This window comes from Streptomyces sp. NPDC047841 (genome assembly GCF_040704085.1).
GTDB classification, from domain to species: domain Bacteria; phylum Actinomycetota; class Actinomycetes; order Streptomycetales; family Streptomycetaceae; genus Streptomyces; species Streptomyces argyrophylli.
This window is the reverse complement of record NZ_JBEYRP010000023.1, coordinates 19,489-37,814: the sequence shown is the minus strand read 5'-3', so window position 1 is coordinate 37,814 and position 18,326 is coordinate 19,489. Positions and strand designations below refer to the sequence as shown.

Genomic DNA, 18,326 nt, shown 5'->3' with positions numbered 1-18,326 from the left:
CTCAGCCGAGTGCCGCCCGGATCGCCTCGCCGCCCTGGCGCGTGGCGAGGGCGCCGCCCAGGTCGGGTGTGCACCTGCGGTGCGCCACCGTGGTGGCGACGGCGCGGCGTACCGCCGCCGCCCCGCTGCGGTGGCCCAGATGGTCGGCCATCAGCGCGGCGGACGGGATCGCCGCGACCGGATCGGCCCCGCCGGTGCCGAGCGACACGTCGGTGAGCCCCAGGGAGCGGGCGAACCGGATACTGCCGACGGCTTCGCGCAGCCTTCTCACTTCTGGTCAGGTGTGGACACGGGGTCGGGCCGTCCGGCGATGCGCGCCCTTCCGGACCGGCCGCGCCGCAGGGCGTCGGTCAGGGCCCGGTACGCGGTGCGGCGTTCGGTCTCGTCGCCTGTGTGGAGCGAGCGCAGTGCACGGACCACCTGCTCCAGGTCGACGGCGAGTTCGTCGAGGACGTCCGCGACGTCCTTCGCGTTGGCGCTGAGGATGTCCGCCCACAGTGCCGGGTTCCCGGCAGCGATCCGGGTCAGGTCCCGCATCCCCTGGCCCGACAGCCGCAGCGTGCTCTCCCCGGCGGCCGTCAGCCGTGCCGCGAGCAACGAGGACAGCAGGTGGGGGGCGTGGGACACCAGGGCCATCGCCTGGTCGTGAGCGGTGGCGTCCATCACCACCGGGACCGCGCCGCACACCGCGAGCAGCGCCAGTCCGGCGTTCAGCGTCTCGGTGCGGGTGTCCGCACACGGGGTGAGCACCCAGGGGCGTCCGTGGAAGAGGTCCGCCCGGGCCGCGAGCGGACCCGAGACCTCGCGGCCGGCCATCGGGTGGCTTCCGATGTAGCGGGTGGTGTCGCAGCCGAGGGCCGAGACGTCGGCGCCCGGCTGTGCCTTGACACTGGCCACGTCCAGGTAGTGGGTCGCGACACCACGCCGCTGGCAGTCTTCCAGTACGGTGCCGACCGCGGCCGGCGGGACCGCGATGATCGCGAGATCCACGGCGTCCTCGGGCGGATCCACCGTTCCGGCACCCAGTGACGCGGCGGTGCGGGCGGCGTCCGGGACGGCGTCGGCCAGGTGGACCCGCACCCCGCTGGTCACCAGGGCCAGCGCGACCGATGTGCCGATCAGTCCCGTTCCGACGACGAGGGCCGAGCGCAGCCCGAGCACCGTGTGCGGCCGTGGGTCCGCCGCGCCGCGGTTCGCCGCGAGCGGTCCGGCGGACGCCCGGACCGCAGCCTCGATCTGTGTGGCCGACACGTGTGACTCCTAGGGGAAACGTGGCAACGGGTGGGACCAGTGGGGGACACGACACCCGGTCTTTCCGGAGGCGGCGGGGTGACGGGCGGTGCCGCTCGCCCGCGGGTGCGCCGTCGCGGGGCGCGGGAGTCCGGGGTGCGGGCACCCGCTGGACGAGGTCCCGCCGTCGTCACAGCTGTGCGTACCGGACCGCATAGGTGTCGAAGAGCCTGGCGATGTCGTCGGCCACCGCGGCACTTGCCGGTCCGGTGAGGGTGAACTCGCCTGCGGACTGGTACAGTTCGGGCGCCGCGGGCATGATGTCGCCCACCCGGGGGACGGTGTGCCTGACGACCGAGCCGGGCAGTTCCGCGACACCGTCCAGCCGCACGACCTTCTGGGCCCGCCCCGTGACCGGGACCAGAACGTGCAGCCAGCCCGAGGCGCCGACACCTGACTCCAGGATCGTCCGCGGGCCGGTGTACCGGTGCCGCTCCCCCAGGCAGACCCGCAGCGCCTCCTCGGCGAGGTCGATCCCGTACACCTGCCGGATGTGCTCCCCGATGCCGCCGCCGCCGACGCGGCCGGCCACTTCCAGGAAGGTCAGCTCTCCGCTGGGCGCGACGAACGCCTCCAGGTGGAAGACGCCGTCCTCCAGTCCCACCGACCGCAGCACGGCGCGGGACATGCGTTCCGCCTCGGACAGCAGGTCCGGGTCGTCGACGGTGACCGAGCCCAGCGGCTGGTCTCCGCGGGTGACGACCTCGTACGGAGCGGCGAGGTAGGCGGCCATGCTCAGGAAGAGCAGTCGTCCCTCGCGGACCAGCCCGTCGACATGGCACAGCCGTCCCTCGACGAACTCCTCGACCTGGTGGCCGGGGCGCAGACCGTGAGTCCGTACGTGGGCGACGAAGGCGGCCGAGTCCGGGAACACGCGCACCCCCATGGCAGCCGCCTGGGTACGCGGTTTGAGGACGACCGCGCCCCGGAGCCGGCCGGCGATGCGCTCGACCTCGTCCATGCCGGTGTCCGGGCCGACCGGCCAGAACCCGGGTGTGGTCACTCCGGCCTCGCGAACCGCCTCCTTCATCCGCACCTTGTCGCGCAGCAGCCGCGCGGTGGTGGACCGCATGCCCGGCAGCCCCAGGTGTTCCCGCAGCCTGGCCGCGGGCAGGACGGACTCCTCCGTCAGCCCCACCACGGCGGCGGGGGCGCCCAGCTCGGCGGAGAACTCACCGGTCATCTCGACCATCTGCCCGAACGCGGAGTCGTAGTTGTCCAGATCCGCTTCGCGCGGCACCCGCAGCGCACCGATCCGCGCGAACCGCTCACGGACCGGGTCGGGCAGCGCGGCCGCGGCGTCCTCGTCCAGCAGCACCGACAACCGGTGACCGGCTCTGAGAAGCCGCTCGTGCTTCGCTTCGAAGCCGATGTGTACGACGTGCGGTGGCTGTGGGTTCATGCCACTTACTCCTCTGACCTGTGGTGCACGATCTGGCCGCCGGCAGGCGGGCACACCGCACCGGGGGTGTGCCCGCCTGCCGGGGCAACTTCAGAAGCCGGGCCGGGGTTCGCCGCCCGGCGCGCCGGGCGGGTCCGGCAGAACCGGTACGGCCGCCGCGTCCGTCCGGGAGTGGGAGGTGAGGGACAGCGCCAGCAGAAGCAGATGCACACGGCTGCGCGCACCGGTCTTCGCTCGGATGCGCCGCAGATAGGTGTCGACGGTGTGCGGGCTGACGTTCATGCGGTGCGCGGTGGCCGTGTACGTGTCACCGCGCGCGATGTGACTGAGCACTTCCCTCTCGCGGTGACTGAGGTTGTGCACGGCTTCCTGGAACTCCTGGATCACGGGGCCGCCCGTCCTTTCTCGTGGCTCTTCCCGGCGGTGGTCTCGTCCGTCGGCCCCGGCGGGGGCCGGCCCGGACGTCGCGCCGTCGTCGGCGGGCCCCACCTCGGTCATCACCACCCGGCGCGCGGGCGCGGCCCCCCTGACGTCCGCGGGCGGAGTCTCCCCGTGGTTCCGGTTCCGGCCGAGCTGCCCGGCGGTGGCCGTGGTCAGCCGTCCGGCGTCCGGAGCCAGCAGTGTTCCCGGCTGAGTGGCAGTGGCATGGCGGGGTTCTCGCATCTGGGTAGCTCCTCGGGTCAGTCCCCGATGAATGTGGGGGCCTGGGCGGGACGTCCTGTCGCGCTGTCCGGCCGTTCGAGGATCTCCGTCCGCCGGGCGGCCTCGCCAGCACCGCCGTGGCTCAGCAAGCTGCCCGGCACCAAGGTGAGCAGGGGACGGAACGGTGCGGAAGCCGCCAAGCGGGAAGAGTGCCCCGCGACCGGCCGGACCGGGCGTTCACCGCGGCCCCGGACGGAGCCAGACGGTCGTGTCCGGCGGCAGCAGGTGACCGTGCAGCGGTTCGCTGGACAGGAGAACCTCGTCCGTCGGGTCCAGCGGCAGTGCGGCCGGACCGAAGTTGACCAGGCACCGCAGTCCCGGGCCCCGGTCGAAGCCCAGCCATTCGCCGGATCCGGGGCCCAGCAGACGGAGCCGGCCGGTCCGTCGCGGCGGGTGCGCGCGCCGCAGCCGCAGTGCCGCCCGGTACAGGCTCAGCACGGAACCGGGATCGCGGTGCTGGGCGTCGACCGTCAGCGGGGCCCAGTCGTCCGGCGGGGGGAACCAGCAGTCTTCGGGTGGGGCCTCGCTGAAGCCGTAGGGCGAGGTGCTCCCCTGCCAGGGAAGGGGGACCCGGCAGCCGTCACGGCCCTGGTCGGTGTACCCGGACAGTTCCCACACGGGGTCGCGGCGCCGGTCCTCGGGAACGTGCGCCTGGGGCAGGCCGAGTTCCTCGCCCTGGTACACGTAGGCCGCGCCGGGCAGGGCCAGGGTCAGCAGGGCGGCCGCCCTGGCCCGCCGCGCGCCCCTCTCGCCACCGCCGAAGCGGGAGACGGGGCGGAGTGTGTCGTGGCTGGACAGGGTCCAGGTGGCCGGCGCGCCGACAGCGTCCGTGGCGGCGACCGTCTCCTCGATCACCGCACGCAGGGCCCGCCCCTCCCACGGGGCGTCGGTCCAGGCGAAGTTCAGGACGTGACCCATCTCCCCGGGACGCACATAGCGGGCCAGCCTCCGCTGGTCGAAGAGGATGACCTCGCCGACGAGCAGCCGGTCGCCGACGGCCGCGGTGCCGTCCGCCCCGGGGTGGCTGTCCAGCACGGTCCGCCAGCGGCGGTACAGCGGGTGCAGTTCCTCCTGGTCGTGGTACGGCATGAGGTGGTTGCGGTGCGGCTCGGTGTGCTGGCCGTGGCCCGCGTCGGGCAGACCGTGTGCTTTGAAGAGGGTGTGCGCGACGTCCACCCGGAAACCGTCGGCGCCGTGGTCGAGCCAGAAGCGGAGGATCCGTTCGAACTCCGCGGCCACCGCGGGGTTGCGCCAGTTGAGGTCCGGCTGGTGCGGGGTGTGCAGATGGAGGTACCACTGCGCGGGTCCGGTGCCCGGACCGTCGCCGGGGACGCGGGTCCAGGCCGGCCCTCCGAAGGCGGACAGCCAGTCGTTGGGCGGTGTGCGGCCGCCCGGTCCCCGGCCGTCGCGGAACACGTAGCGGTCCCTGGCCTCGCCGCCGGCCGGGGCGGCCAGGGCCTCGCGGAACCACGGGTGCGCCGCCGAGGTGTGGTTGGGAACCAGGTCGACCAGCACGCGCAGGCCCAGTGCGTGGGCACGCGCGGTCAGCGCGTCCCAGTCGTCCAGGGTGCCGAGTTCCGGCGCCACCGCCGTGTGGTCGCTGATGTCATATCCGCCGTCGGCCAGGGGCGACGGATAGAACGGGGTGATCCACACCGCGTCCACGCCGAGTCCGGCGAGATGGTCCAGCCGGGCGGTGGCGCCGCGCAGGTCCCCCGTGCCGTCGCCGTCCCCGTCGGCGAAGGACCGGGGGTACAGCTCGTAGCAGACCGCGTCGCGCCACCAGGGGCCGCCGTCGGCCTCCGGTCGGGCAGCGGTCCCCGCCGGGGCGGCCCCGGCCTCCGCGTCCCCGGCCGGGTGTCCTTCCGGCGCGGCGTGCGTCCGGTCCCCGCTCTCGTCGCCCGGTCGCGTCGCCGGGTGTGCCGCCCTCATGCGTCCCGCAGCGGGACGGTGAGGCTGCCCTTGAGGTATCCGCACAGCAGGTCGGCGTCCCAGCCGCCCATCCAGAAGTCCACCGTCCAGGGCCGGGTGTGGTCCGGCACCAGGTCGCCGAGCGCCTCGCCGTCGGCCACGGCCCTGCCGGTGAGCGGGAAGTTGAACTCCTCCAGCGCCGTCAGATTGATGACGCGCTCGTCCTGCGGGTTCGCGACCGCGATGTCGAGTTCGCGGATGCGCTTGCGCAGACCCGCGACGCGCACCGGGTCGGTCTCGCCGGCCAGGTCGGACACGAGCAGGTCGCGCCTCTTGACCCGGCTCTCGTAGGGGTCGCCGATGCCTGTCTCCGCGAGGACCATCTCGGGGTCGGTGCGGTAGATGCGACCGCCGAACTTCTCCAGTTCGTCCCGGGGGATGTGGTGCACGGGCGTGTCCGGGTGCCCGGACCACATGACCATCTCGCGTTCCAGGCGCAGCCCGGGACCGGTGATCTCCAGGTGGAAGGGGACGATGGGTTCGCGTCCGGCGAACGTGAGGATGAAGTTCCGGTTCTCGAAGACCGGGTCGCCGAGCAGGTCCACGGCGGCGCCGTGCAGGGCGGGTACCTCCGCGCCGGCGGCGGTGGCGCGGGTCACGGTCACACCGATCGGCGGCATGTGGCTGCGCACGATGGCGGGCGACGGGTCCTTCAGCACGATGATCCGGTCCAGATCGGGTTCACCGGCCAGGGCGAAGGTGCTGCCGCTGACTCCGCGGGGCTCGTCCGTCGGATCGGGGTCGGTCGCCAGGCGGGCGATGAACCAGCCGGCGAACTCCAGCGTCAGCTCAGGCGTGGACACGATCGGCTCCTTCGTCGGTCAGGGAAGCGGCGGAGGAGACGGGCTCCGAGTGCGGGGCGGCGTCGGGGCGGATCTCCAGGGCGTACTGCGTCATCATGCGTTCCACGTTCTCGGCCAGGAAGCGGAGTCGTCTGGTCACCCGCGGGTCCGCGTCCCCTTCCAGGGCCTGGACGGCCACGGCCTGGCTGCGCCGGGTCAGGTCCCGCAGCCGCTCCAGGAAGACCCGTTCGGCTATCTCGCGCTCCGGGATGAGCTGGATGCCGCGGGCGAACTCGAACGGCGGGCCGGCCGTCCTCGCGGCACCGTCCGCAGCGGGCAGCTCGCCCAGCAGCTCGCCCAGCGGGCGGACGAACATGGTCATCAGCGGGAAGAAGACGAACTGCTGGAGCGTGCGCAGCTCATCGCGCGACTCGGCGACACGGCCGTAGAAGCGGAGGAGCATCAGCACCATCAGTGCGTAACCCGCGTTGAACAGCTCGGCCACGCCCCGTGCCAAGGGCTCCGTGATGAGGCCCGTGCCGGTCGCGTCGGGTGCGTTCCTGACCGCGGGGTTCTCCAGCATCGGGCGGGCGGGCTCGAAGCCGCGGCCCGCCTCCGCCGCGGCGGCGACCTCCCGGTCGAGTTCGTCGCGTATCCGCAGCAGCCGGTCGTAGTGCGAGTCCTCGGTGTTCTCCGCGGAACCCTCTCCCTGCTCGATGATCAGGTCGATGGCGCGCATGGCCGACGCGCGGCCGGTGATCGGGAACGGCTCGACGCCGTAGCCCACCACGAGGACTTCCTCCTCGAAGACGCTGTCCGGGTCGACGATCGAGGCGGTGTCGATCTGGCGGCGCGGGGACCCGATGAACAACTCGTGCTCGGGAACGGCCAGGAACAGCTCCCGGATCCGCTCGTACAGCAGGCCGACGGTCATGCGCTCCTCGCCGTCCGCGTCATGGCGACGGTCGCCGAGGATCCCGGACAGCAGCACCGTGGGCATCTCGTAGACCACGAAGCGGTCGATGGTCTCGCGGGAGAACGGCGTCAGGGCGGAGATTACCCCGAGCGGGTAGTACCGCTCGGGCTGCGGGAAGTTGGGGCGCTGGAGGTAGGGCGCACCGCCCACCGCCGCCAGCAGGTTCAGCACCAGGCCGAGATGGAGCATCTCCTCCCGGCTCAGCTTCAGCAGTTGGCCCTTCCACTCGCGGATGGTCTCGATCTGGGCCTCGTCGAGCCCGGCCTCCGAAGGATCGGTCTTCAGTGAGAACGCGGCGTAGAGGTACTGCAGACACAGCGAGTGCTCGATCTCCGCCGCCTCGCAGAGGTACTCCACCAGCCGGGCGCGGATCGCCGGTATGTCCGGCGACGCCTCCACGGGCCGGTCAGTGGTCGTGTCAGACATGGTCGTCCTCTCTGAAGAGCTCGTGCAGCAGTTCGTCGCCCAGCTCGAAGAGACCGGTCAGGACCGCGTCGGCGACGCCGTAGTCGAGCGAGCGTGTGTAGGTGGTCGGGACGGCCGCCACCCGCATGCCGGCGGCGCGGGCCGCGGCGATGCCGGTGAGCGAGTCCTCGACGGCCAGGCAGCGCGCGGGAGGGACACCCAGGCGCCGGGCGGCCTCCGTGTACACGTCCGGCGCGGGTTTCCTGCGCGGGACGTCGTCGCCGCAGACGAGGGTGTCGAACAGCTCGGTCAGGCCGTAGTGGCCGAGCCAGCGCAGGACCCAGTGGCGGTCGGCGGAGGAGGCCACGGCCAGCCGGACACCGCTGTCGGCGAGCCGCGTCAGCAGCTCGCGGACTCCCGGCATCAGCGGAACGTTCTCCGGGACCTGCAACTCCTTCCAGAGCGCCTTGAGCCGGGTCCACAGGTACCTGTCCGGGGCCTCTTCCGGCGGGGAGCCGTCCGGCCTCGCGTGAGCGGCGCCGGCGACGCGGGCCGGGTTCGCGCCGGGGGCCGGCAGCAGGGCGAACAGCGCGTCGTACCCGTCGGTGTTGCCGCATACCTCCCGGGCCCACCGCTCCACCGGCAGTTCCACCCCGTGTTCGCCGAACAACCGCCGGCAGGCCTCGAAGTCCGAGCCGATCGAGTCCACGAGAACTCCGTCGTGGTCGAACACGACAAGTGCGGGCAGGGCACGCGCCCCTGAGGGCCCGGCTGCCGCCCGAGGGCGTGTGCCGACAGCGCCATCGCGGTCCTCACTCACGTCCGGCTCCTTACGGGTTGTCCGACTGCTTCCTGCCGCAGCCGATGCTCACCGAGCCCCCGTCGACGCCACATCACCCGGCCGGGCAGGAGGGCGCCGCGCGCCCCGCCGGCCGCGGATCCGCCCCCAAGGGCCGCTACCCGGTCAGGTGATGTGCCGTCACACGGCTCCCGGCGACGCTTCCGAATGCAGTGATCACATCCATGCGGAGCGACCGCCGGGTCAAGTGAGGTGAACGCACAGATGTCCGACAGCACGGGAGACAGCCCCGGCAGTCCGGTGGGCGGCGCCGAGTGGGTGAGCGAGGTGTTGGCGCGGCACTGGGGACCGGAGCTGGGCACCGGGACGCCGACGCCGCTGGGCGTGCGCGGCGGCGAGCGGCCGCTGAGCCACACCGCGGGCCTGTGGGAGATCCGGCGCCAGGGTGTGCCGTACCTGTTCAAGGTGCAGCTCGACCGACAGGCCGCACGGGCCCCGCGGTTCTACCCGCTCAAGCAGCAGGTGCTCGGCCACTGCGCCGCGTTCGGGGTTCCGGTCGCCCCGGCGGTTCCGGCTCGGGACGGCACGCCCGCGGTCTGGGCCGACGGGCACGTCTGCGAGGTCATCCCCCTCGTGGCGGGGTCCGCCGCGGTGGAGCCCACCTCCGCCCAGGCGGAGGCGATCATCCGCGCCGGCCTCACGGTGCGCCACGCCCTGGACTCCGTACCCGTGTCGCTGACCGACGAGCTGGCACCGGTGGCGCTGCCGGAACTCGTCGCCGAACCGGACTGGCGCCGCGCCCTGGCGGACGCGGAACAGCGCCTCCTGCCGCTCGCGCTGCGCCGCAGCGACCGCTGGGGCCGCGTGGCGGCCAACGCACTGGAGGCGCTGGTGGCGGCGCGGCCGGTACTGGAGGCGGCGGCGGACGAGCCCGCACCGCCCGCCCGGCGTGCGGTGGTCCACGGCGACCTGCACTATCACCACTTCCTGCTCGACGAACAGCGCCGACCCGATGTCGTCGCCGTCCTCGACTTCGACAACCTGCACGTCGGTGACCGGCTGCTCGACCTCGCCTGGGTCGCGGACACCGCCGGCCGGGTCGGTGGCGGCCGCGTGGCGATGGAACGCACGCTCTACTCGTTCATCGCCCGGGCCAGCGCGTCCGGTCTCCTGACCCAGGCGGACACCCGGCTGCTGATGCCGCTCCTCATGCGCCAGGCCGTGCCCGTGATCGTGGACATCGCCAAGGACATCCTCGAGCGCGACATCCTCAGCCCGCACTGGCCCGCCTATTTCGCGCTGCTCCATCCCACCCGCCGCGTCCGGCTGCACCGCCTGCTGACCACGGCACCGGTCGACGTGCTGCCCCTGAACGACACCGTCCTGGCCGGCAACCGCTGACACCGGTCCACCGAACCATCGATCTTCCGCGAGGTGAACATGACCGCTCCCACCCAACCCCACGCCTGGCCCGCCGACCTGTCCTCATACTGCTTCGAGGTGCCGCACTCGGACAGCTCCGTGCTCTTCGAGCAGGCGCACGGCATCCGGCTGACCGACACCACCGGGCGCTCCTACGTCGACGGCATGTCCGGCGTCTTCGTCACCTGCTTCGGCTACAGCTGCGAGCCGATCGTCGAGGCGGTGTCGCGACAGCTGCGCACCATGCCGTTCAACCCGCCGCTGCACGGCACCAACCCGGACGCGCTGGCCCTGACCGACGGGCTGACCCGGCTCGCCCCGGACGGTCTGAACACGGCCAAGCTCGTCAACGGCGGCTCCGAGGCCGTGGAGGCGGCGGTCCGGCTGGCCCGGCTGACCCACCGGGAGTCCGGTGAGAGCACCCGCTACAAGGTGCTCAGCTACTACCACGGCTACCACGGCGCCACCTTCGGATCGCTGTCGCTGACCGGACGGCCCGACGTGGCCCGGTTCGGCCCCGGTCTGCCGGGCGCGGTGCACGTCTGGTCCCCGGACATGCTGGCGTCCGTCCTCGGTGTGGACGCGGAGGAGTCCGGCCGGCTGGCCGCGGCGTTGCTGGAGCAGACCATCGAGGCGGAGGGGCCGGAGTCGGTCGCCGCCTTCGTCCTGGAGCCCGTCATCCACCTGCGGGGCATGGCGATCGCGCCCACCGGCTATCTCGACCGGGTCCGGGAGATCTGCGACCGCTACGGCGTGCTGCTGGTGTTCGACGAGATCGTCACCGGTTTCGGCCGCACGGGCAACCCGTTCGCCGCCCAGACCTTCGGCGTCACCCCCGACCTGATGTGTGTCGGCAAGGGCATCTCCGGCGGGTACGCGCCCCTGGCGGCGGTGCTGTTCAACGACAAGGTCGCCTCCGTCCTGTCGGACGGTTCCGGGCCGTCGTCGTTCGCGCCCTCCCACACCTACGCCGCCAACCCGATCTCGGCGGCGGCCGGTCAGGCTTCGGTGTCGCTGTTCACGGAGGGCGACTTCGTGCGCAGCAACGCCGGCCTCGCAGCCACGTTCCTGTCACACCTGGAGCGGGCCGTCGACGGCCGAGGCGACATCCGCTCCCTCGGTCTGCTGTACGGCGTCAAGCTGTCGGCGACGCCCGGCACACCGACCGGGGACCTCGGGTCGCTGGTCGCCGGGGCCTGTCTGGAACGCGGCCTCATCGTGCGCGGCCAGGACGACTGGATCGTGCTGGCACCCGCCTTCGTCACCAGCGAGGAGGAGACCGCGGAGATCGCCCGCATCCTCACGGACGCGCTGGACAAGGTGTACGGGGGCCGGGCGTGAACGGCCTCGCCGCGCGGTACGGCGAGGTCATGGCCGGTGCCGAGGACCGGCTGACCCGCGAGGAGCGTGCCGTCGTCCACCGGGAACTGGCCGAGCTGGTCCGGCTGGAGCCGCACACGGGGACCGTGCTGGACGCCATGCGCGCGGTCTCCGCCGCGGTGCCGGAGCGGCTGTACCGGGACAGCGGCCAGGTGCTGCGGCGGATGCACGAGATCGCGGGCTTCGGCAACTACCAGAGCTGCCTGTCCTCGCTGCCCACCGTGCACGCCTGCTTCGAGCTGGGCCTGGCTCCGGGCGCGGGCCGGACGTCCCAGCCCGCCGAGCTGATCGTGGGGCGCGGCCACATCGCGCCGAGCTTCTACGCCGAGCAGTACGTACGCGGTCTGCTGCCGTTCCTGCCGCTGACCACCATGCACCGCGGCGGCATGACAGGAGTGGTCCACCGCGACTGGGGCTTCGCCAACACCATGCGGTACAGCCTCGGCGTCGGCCTGGCCCAGGCCGTCAGCCGCGCCTGGGAACTGTCACGGGACGGCGACGGCCGCAAGGTGGTCTGCCTGGCCGGCGACGGCGAGCTGCACGAAGGCGTGACGTTCGAGTGCATCAGGTACGCGCACGAAGCCGGGCTGAGCAACCTCGTGCTGGTCGTCGACGCCAACGACCGCGGCATCGAACCCCTCCTGAAGCCGCTCAACCGTGACTACCTGCGCAGCTACTTCACCACCGTCGTGGAGGTGGACGGTCAGGACGCGGACAGCGTGCGCGCGGCGCTGTCGGAGCTGCTCGACGCGCCGGGCCCCGCGGCGCTGGTCTGCCGCACCCGCAAGGGAGCCCACAGTTTCAAGCCGGACGGGCCTGTGGCGGCGCCCCCCAGAATTCCCTCCTTCGCCACCACCACCGGCCGGATGCTGGCCACCGGGCAGGCGCGCAGCGGCCGTACGGCGAAGGTCTTCACCGCCGACATGGCCAATCGGTTCGGTCTGCCCGGACACGTGCCCTACGAGAACACCGGGCTCGCCGAGACACTGAGCGTCGGGCTGACACTCGGGCTGTCCGACGACGACCTGAAGGTCGTCGCCACGGACGCCATGTACTACATGGACTCGCTGAGCATGCTCACCGAAGCCGCCACGAGCGTGCGTCGTCTCATGGTGCTGGCCGGCCGCAACTGGGCCGCCTGGGGCGGTGCCGCCAACGCCTTCAACCTGCTCTCCCTCCTCGTCAACACCCGGGTGTACGAGCCGGTCACCGAGGAGGAGTTCCTCGCGTGCGCGCGGCGGCTGGAGGACGATCCCGGCACCGTGCACGTCCTGAGCATGGTGGACGCCCGTTTCGAGCCACCCGCGGTGGACTGTTCGGCCGCCGTGGACGACGGCGTGTGGATCGAGCGTCCGCAGGACAGCGACGCCGACACCGTCGTGATCAGTTTCGGGTACGCCACCACCCTGGTGGCCGAGGCCAACGCCTCGATCGGGCTGCCGCACCTGCACTGCGCGGCGCTCAACCCGGTGCTCAGCCGGCCCGTCCTGGACGCGCTGAGCCGCTACCGGCGCGTGGTGTCGGTGGAGTACAACGGCGCGCACGGCGGTTTCGGTGCCTGGCTGCGCCATCAGTACCTGCTGCCGGTCACGGTGCACGGCGTGCGGGACGACATCGACAACTGCGTGCACGAGGTCCAGTTGCGTCGCCACCAGATGGCTCCCGACCAACTGCGCGAGCTTCTGCTCTCGGCACGTGCGAGGGCGGGTGAGGACTATGCGGCTGCACGTGCATGACTACGGTCCGGTGGACACCTCCGGCATCCTCGACGGCGCGGTGCTGATGCACCGGCAGATGTCGGACCTGCTCACCGCCCGCCCCGGTACTGTCCCGCACGACATCGTCCGGGGAGCGGCGGGCCTCGGCGCGCCGGCCGACGACGACGTGGTCTACGCGGGCAACGGGCCCTACGCGTACCTGTACCACCTGTGGCGGGAGCAGCAGGGCGGCGGCCACCGCATCGTCCGCGAGGTGCACACCACCTTCTGGTCCGGCTACTGGACGCAGGAGGAGCTGTGCGCTCCCCTGCACCGGCCGGGCGACACCGTCCTGTTCCCCAGCGAGTTCACCCGGCAGGTCTTCCTGCGCTGCTTCCCCTCCGTGCGGCCCTGTGACGCGGTCGTGGCCTACCCGATGCTCGACACCATGCCGCGGGTGGCCCCGGTGGCCGCACCGCACCGGGACTCCGTGCTGCGCATCGGCTACCTGGGCGCTCTGTCGACCGCGAAGAACTTCGAGCAGGTGCTGAACGTCTTCGCGCGCTGTCACCGGGAGAGCAACGGCAGGGCCACCCTGGTCTTCGCCGGCAAACCCAACGATCCGCGCTGGCGGACCCCGGAGGTCGTGGCCAGGCTGGCCGGGCAGGGCGTGCCGGCCGGCAGCGTCACCTCCCTCGGGCTGATCGGTCCGGAACGGCTGGCCGACTTCTTCTCGCGGATCGACGTGCTGCTCTTCCCCTCCACCGCGTCCCGGGAGAGCCTCGGCCGCGTGGTGTTCGAGGCGCTGGCCCACGGCGTCCCCGTCATCGCGGCCGGCATGGGACCGGCCGTCGAGCTGCTGCCCGAGCGCAATCTGGTGCCGGCCACCCCCTTCACCGGTGTGCCGTTCTCCATGGACCGGATCGGTCCGCTCGGCCAGGTCGACGAGGACGAGCTGACGGCCAGGCTGCTGACCCGTGACTGGGAGCCGGCCACCATGCCGGACACGTCGGCGTTCGAGGAACCGGCGTTCTTCCGCGCGCTGGCAGGAACGCCCGGCAGTACGTGGCAGCCGACGGCGTACGACCGTGCGACCGTCGAGCGGGTCCGTGTCGAGCCGCGCCGCGGCGTCGATCCCGCCACCGCGCTCAAGGGCGTCGAAGAGCTCTTCGGGCACTACTTCCGCAAGGACCACCAGCCGCTGCTGGCCATGATCGCCGCGCACGAGGAGTCGACCGGCACGGCCCGTCCCGACCTCAGGCAGATCGTCGCCCGGTCCCAGCGCTCCCTCGCCGACTACCGGGCCTTCCCCCGGCTGGTCGACGCGCTGGTCATGCCACCCCTCAGCTACCGCCTCTCCCCGGACGACCGGACGGCGCCGGGGTCCCCCGGTGCCGTGATCACCGCCCTCGACGACAAGGAGGTCTCACACGCATGAGTACCCAGTTGGACAGCGGACCGCAGGCAGCCGGCCCCCAGGGCGACCACCACGGCAAGGTGGTGCTGGTGGTGGGCGGCGGACGCGGCATGGGCCGCGCCGTGGCCGAGGCCTTCGCACGCCGTGGCGCCCGGGTCGTGATCGCCGACGTCGACCGGCTGGCGTCCGCGTACAACCAGTACCGTTCGACGGACACCGGCGGGTTCGCCGCCGCCACCGAAGTGGCCAAGGAGCTGACCGAGCAGGGGTTCGAGGCCACGGCCGTGGCGGCGAACGCGTCCGACGAGAACTCGGTGCGCGCCCTGATCAGCACCGTCGACGACCTCCACGGCCGTCTGGACACCGTGGTCAACGCCTTCGGCGTGACACATGTCGGCTCGGTCGAGAAGATGGAGCTGGCGGAGTTCACCAAGGTCGTCGAGGGCAACCTCAACGGCGTCTTCCTCGTGTCGAAGTACGCGCTGGAACTGCTGCGGGCCGACGGCGGGGGATCGATCGTCAACTTCTCCTCCGTGTCCGGCCGCAGTGGCTTCGTGAAGATGGCGCACTACTGCGCGGCGAAGTTCGGTGTGATCGGCTTCACCGCCGCCCTCGCCCAGGAAGAGGCGCGCAACGGTGTCCGTGTCAACGCCGTCTGCCCCGGCATCATCCGCACCACCATGTGGGACTACCTGCTGGAGGAGTTCACCCGCCCCGGCGAGACCAAGGAGGAGTGCTGGGAGCGGATGCGTACGATGATCCCCCAGCGCCAGTTCCAGCAGCCGGAGGACGTCGCGGACCTGGTGCTGTACCTCGCCTCGGCGCGCCAGGTGACCGGGCAAGCGGTGAGCGTCGACGGCGGGATGTCGGCACCGTGACGGCGACCGTGCGGTACTTCGACGACTCCTGGTCGCTTCCCGGCGACCGCGCGTCGGCACACCTGCGCCCGGACGGCGCACTGGAGGTCACCGCGCCGGCAGGCTCGGACCTCTACCGAATGCCGGGCATCCGGGAGATCGACGGGGTGCCCGAGGTGTCCCGCGTCATCGAGGGCGACTTCACCCTGACGGTGCGCGTGTCGGTGCACGGTGCCGCGGGCGGCGCCCGCTTCTCCGACGCGGGCGGTCTGCTCGTGCACACCGCGGACGGCTGGGCCAAGATATGTGTCGAGCCTTCGCCGCAGGGACGGTGGGGACTGGTGACGGTGGTGTCACGGCCCGACTCCGACGAGGCGAGAGGCCCGGAACTCGCCGGCCCGGCGGCCGAACTCGTCCTGGTCCGCGAGGGGACCCGGCTGGCGTTCCTGGACCGTGCCGAGGAGACGGGCGAGATGCGCTTCGTCCGCACGCTCACCGTCCCGCCCGGACCGCTGCGGGTGTCGCTGTTCGCCCAGGCGCCGTTCTCCGAGCACTGCACGGCCGTCTTCGACCACCTCGGCATCGTCCCGGAGGCCCTCCGTGACCGCCGTTGAACGGCTGTCGACGGGCACCGTCACGTCCTCCGGCCCGGCCGGGCCGGAGGACCTCGTCGCCCACGTGACCCGGGTGTCGGAAAGGCTCCTGGGCCTGGACGGGCCGATGAGCGCCGACGAAGCCGTCGAGGACACCCGCCGGTACGCCCGGGCCCTGGGGCTGCCGGCGGACGGACTCGCGCGCCGGCTGCACCACGGGCTGGCGCAGGGCGACTCGCTCGGCCCCGACGAGATCGCCGAGTACCGGCGCAACATGCGCGCACTGCTCGTCTCCACCGGTGTCGCCGATCCGCTGCGGCCCACTCCCCGGGAGTTGTTCGCCGCGTTCCTGCGGACGGGACGGGAGGTGGTCGCGGCACTGGCCGCGGCCGTGCCCGCGCGGACGGACCGGACGGTGGTCTTCCTCGGCACCGACGCGGAATACCTCAAACCGGCGTACGACCTCCTGACCGGCGACCCGGCGGGATCGGAGGTGTTCTACCTCAGCCGGCTGTCCCTGCTCAGCGACGCGGAGCGCGCCGTGCTCTCGCGCACCAGCAGGGCCGTCTTCGGTCCGCAGGAGGTCACCAGGAAGGGTTCCCCGGGGCGGTACCGGGCCTGGATGGACAACGGCCTGGTGCCGTCGCAGATGTTCCGGCTGGTGTCGGCGGCCCGTGCGGAGGCCGAGGCGGAGGAGGGGCCGGACGGCCGCCCCTTCGACGAGCTGTTCCTGGAGCGCTTCGCCGACGAGGTGGTGTACGGCACCGATCAGGGCATGCGCCGGGACCGAGGACCTCTGACGATGTTCGGCTCGGCTGTCCCGGAGACGGACGCCGTGCTCCTGGAAGGCATCGACAGCGGCCTGTTCTCCCGGCGTTGCCTGGCTGCGGGCAGGCAGTTGCTGGCGGGGGCGGCCCGCCCCGCCGGGCGGGGACTGACACTGGTGGACCTGGGGGCCGGCGGCACCCAGCCGGCCCTGCTGATGGGTGCCGCGCGGGTGCTCGCTCCGGCGGCGGACGTGTCGGTCACCCTGTTCACCCCGCATCCGGGGCGCTGGGGGCGGCCGGGCCGGCTGTTCCGGCCGGCGCCGCTCACCTCGCTGTTCGCACTGGGTGTGGAGACGGTCAAGAGCTTCGCGACCGACTACCAGGGCGCCGCCAGGGGAGCGGCGCACACGATCGTCGCCGTGGAACCGGACCAGCTCCTGCTGGCTCATCTGAAGCACCTCGCCTTCCACCGGGCGGTGTTCGAGGTGCGTGAGGAGGAGAGCGTGCCGTCCGGCGGATGAGCCCACCGCCGCGGTCCCGGGCCTGACCATGTGTGTACCTCTGCCGACGTACACACGTGGTCAGGCCTGTTGCTGTCGCCTGCTGCGAAACGGGCGGGTGCCGGCTGTCGCCCGTCGCCGCGCGAGGTGGCCGGTACCGGTCCCGGTCCTCCGGCCGCCGCCGGGGGGACACGGCGGTCGTCACGGGCCCGTGAACGCGGCCTGCGCGGGCCGGAACCCTCCCGGTTCCGGCCCGCGCAGGCGTCCGCTCTCAGACCTTGACGGCCGCACCGCTGGTCAGCGCCTCGCGGATGGCCACGGCGAGCCGGACGGCACGCACCCCGGCCGCGCGCCCCGGTGAGGGCGCGGACCCCGTCTTCAGCGACTGGGCGAAGTGAGCCAGCGCGTAGGCGCTGATGTCGCCCCGCGAGGGCAGCTGCCACGTCTCCTGCACCGGTGCCTCGGCACCGGCCTCCGCCCATTCCAGGCCGGCGAACATGTGGTCCCGGCCGGTGAGCCGGGCCTGCCCGTGGCGCGAGTAGACCGACAGTGTGGCCGGCGTGCGCATCGCCTCCGCGCCCAGGGCGCCTCCGGTGAGCACCGCGGTGGCGCCCGAGGCGAAGCCGACGACGACTCCCACGCCGTCCTCCAGCGGGCTGCCGAGGTAGGAGCCGCCCGCGGCCTGCACGGACACCGGTTCGCCCAGGAGGAAGCACAGGGTGTCGAGCATGTGGCAGGTGTTCTCGTTGACCACGCCGTTGCCGACCGCCGGGTCCCACACCCACGCGGGGCTGTCGTGGCGCGGCAGCACGAGGTCGGCGTTGACGAGGAGACCTTCGCCCAGCGGCCCGTCGAGCAGTTCGCGCAGCCGGGCGACCGCGGGCAGGTGACGCAGGCAGAAGTCCACCATCACCGGCAGACCCGGGAAACGGCCGAGGACCTCGGTCATGGCCGCGCTGTCCGCCTCGTCCGCGGCGAAGGGCTTCTCCAGGAAGATGGCGACGCCCCGTTCGCCGGCCGCGGTCACCAGCCGTTCGCGGCTCTTCGGCGGTACGGCGATCACCACCGCGTCCAGGGTCTCCTCGGCCAGCATGCGGAGCCCGTCACGATATCCGCGGGCCCCCAGCTTCGCGGCCCACGGCTCCAGGTCGATGCCCTGTTCCTCCGGGTGAAGATCGGCGACGGCGACCAGCTCGACCCCCTCCATGGCGGACAGCACCTTCGCGTGGCACCGGCCGAAGCCGAGTCCCACCACTCCGAAACGCAACGTCGTCTCATCCGCCTGGTCCCTGGTCGAGTTCACCGACGTGTGTGATGTGCTCATGCGAAAGTCTCCAGTCGTCGTGGGGTGCCTGCCTGGTACGGG

Annotated in this window: 15 protein-coding genes and 1 pseudogene; 7 read left to right on the top strand and 9 right to left on the bottom strand. The window is 72.4% G+C overall.

Annotation, left to right across the window (positions count from 1 at the left end; genetic code table 11):
• Position 1 precedes the first annotated feature (1 nt).
• The 8 genes and pseudogenes from AB0947_RS32300 to AB0947_RS32265 form a co-directional block, all read right to left on the bottom strand.
• The gene (locus AB0947_RS32300) at positions 2-271 is read right to left on the bottom strand and encodes an isocitrate/isopropylmalate family dehydrogenase (protein ID WP_366753911.1); all 270 of its coding nucleotides are present in this window, start codon (positions 269-271) and stop codon (positions 2-4) included.
• A 29-nt stretch (positions 272-300) separates the two neighbouring features.
• Positions 301-1,152, bottom strand: a pseudogene (locus AB0947_RS32295) (prephenate dehydrogenase); the annotation flags it as partial.
• A gap of 268 nt (positions 1,153-1,420) precedes the next feature.
• Positions 1,421-2,692, bottom strand: coding sequence for a hypothetical protein (locus tag AB0947_RS32290; protein WP_366753910.1), 1,272 nt, complete (start codon positions 2,690-2,692; stop codon positions 1,421-1,423).
• Between the two features lie 90 nt (positions 2,693-2,782).
• A complete protein-coding gene (locus AB0947_RS32285; RefSeq protein WP_366753909.1) occupies positions 2,783-3,079 on the bottom strand; it encodes a helix-turn-helix transcriptional regulator in 297 nt (98 codons plus the stop codon).
• Between the two features lie 492 nt (positions 3,080-3,571).
• On the bottom strand, positions 3,572-5,326 hold the full coding sequence (locus tag AB0947_RS32280) for an alpha-amylase family glycosyl hydrolase (RefSeq protein WP_366753908.1): 1,755 nt from the start codon (positions 5,324-5,326) through the stop codon (positions 3,572-3,574).
• Positions 5,323-6,168, bottom strand: coding sequence for a hypothetical protein (locus tag AB0947_RS32275; protein WP_366753907.1), 846 nt, complete (start codon positions 6,166-6,168; stop codon positions 5,323-5,325). Before AB0947_RS32275 ends, AB0947_RS32280 begins: the two co-directional genes overlap by 4 nt.
• Entirely contained in the window at positions 6,155-7,549 is a 1,395-nt protein-coding gene (locus AB0947_RS32270; RefSeq protein WP_366753906.1) for a ferritin-like domain-containing protein, read from the bottom strand. The genes AB0947_RS32275 and AB0947_RS32270 overlap by 14 nt, the downstream gene beginning before the upstream one ends.
• Entirely contained in the window at positions 7,542-8,237 is a 696-nt protein-coding gene (locus tag AB0947_RS32265; RefSeq protein ID WP_366753905.1) for an HAD-IA family hydrolase, read from the bottom strand. Before AB0947_RS32265 ends, AB0947_RS32270 begins: the two co-directional genes overlap by 8 nt.
• A 354-nt stretch (positions 8,238-8,591) precedes the next feature.
• Between AB0947_RS32265 and AB0947_RS32260 the strand changes: the two genes are divergently transcribed.
• Genes AB0947_RS32260 through AB0947_RS32230 form a run of 7 tightly spaced genes read left to right on the top strand, consistent with a single transcriptional unit; the run spans position 8,592 to position 16,981 of the window.
• On the top strand, positions 8,592-9,728 hold the full coding sequence (locus AB0947_RS32260; RefSeq protein WP_366753904.1) for a phosphotransferase: 1,137 nt from the start codon (positions 8,592-8,594) through the stop codon (positions 9,726-9,728).
• A gap of 39 nt (positions 9,729-9,767) precedes the next feature.
• On the top strand, positions 9,768-11,090 hold the full coding sequence (locus tag AB0947_RS32255) for an aminotransferase class III-fold pyridoxal phosphate-dependent enzyme (RefSeq protein WP_366753903.1): 1,323 nt from the start codon (positions 9,768-9,770) through the stop codon (positions 11,088-11,090).
• Complete coding sequence (locus AB0947_RS32250) at positions 11,087-12,865, top strand: transketolase (RefSeq protein WP_366753902.1); 1,779 nt, start codon at positions 11,087-11,089, stop codon at positions 12,863-12,865. Before AB0947_RS32255 ends, AB0947_RS32250 begins: the two co-directional genes overlap by 4 nt.
• Positions 12,858-14,264, top strand: coding sequence for a glycosyltransferase family 4 protein (locus AB0947_RS32245; protein WP_366753901.1), 1,407 nt, complete (start codon positions 12,858-12,860; stop codon positions 14,262-14,264). The genes AB0947_RS32250 and AB0947_RS32245 overlap by 8 nt, the downstream gene beginning before the upstream one ends.
• Positions 14,261-15,121 (top strand): SDR family NAD(P)-dependent oxidoreductase, encoded by an 861-nt coding sequence (locus AB0947_RS32240; RefSeq protein WP_366753900.1) that lies wholly within the window; start codon positions 14,261-14,263, stop codon positions 15,119-15,121. The genes AB0947_RS32245 and AB0947_RS32240 overlap by 4 nt, the downstream gene beginning before the upstream one ends.
• Positions 15,118-15,714 (top strand): DUF1349 domain-containing protein, encoded by a 597-nt coding sequence (locus AB0947_RS32235; RefSeq protein ID WP_366753899.1) that lies wholly within the window; start codon positions 15,118-15,120, stop codon positions 15,712-15,714. Before AB0947_RS32240 ends, AB0947_RS32235 begins: the two co-directional genes overlap by 4 nt.
• Positions 15,701-16,981 carry a hypothetical protein gene (locus tag AB0947_RS32230; protein WP_366753898.1) on the top strand — a complete coding sequence of 427 codons (1,281 nt, stop codon included), beginning with the start codon at positions 15,701-15,703 and terminating at the stop codon, positions 16,979-16,981. The genes AB0947_RS32235 and AB0947_RS32230 overlap by 14 nt, the downstream gene beginning before the upstream one ends.
• A 250-nt stretch (positions 16,982-17,231) precedes the next feature.
• Here AB0947_RS32230 and AB0947_RS32225 read toward each other — a convergent pair whose 3' ends face one another.
• Positions 17,232-18,284: a Gfo/Idh/MocA family oxidoreductase gene (locus tag AB0947_RS32225; protein WP_366753897.1), complete on the bottom strand. Its 1,053-nt coding sequence runs from the start codon at positions 18,282-18,284 to the stop codon at positions 17,232-17,234.
• Positions 18,285-18,326: the final 42 nt, after the last annotated feature.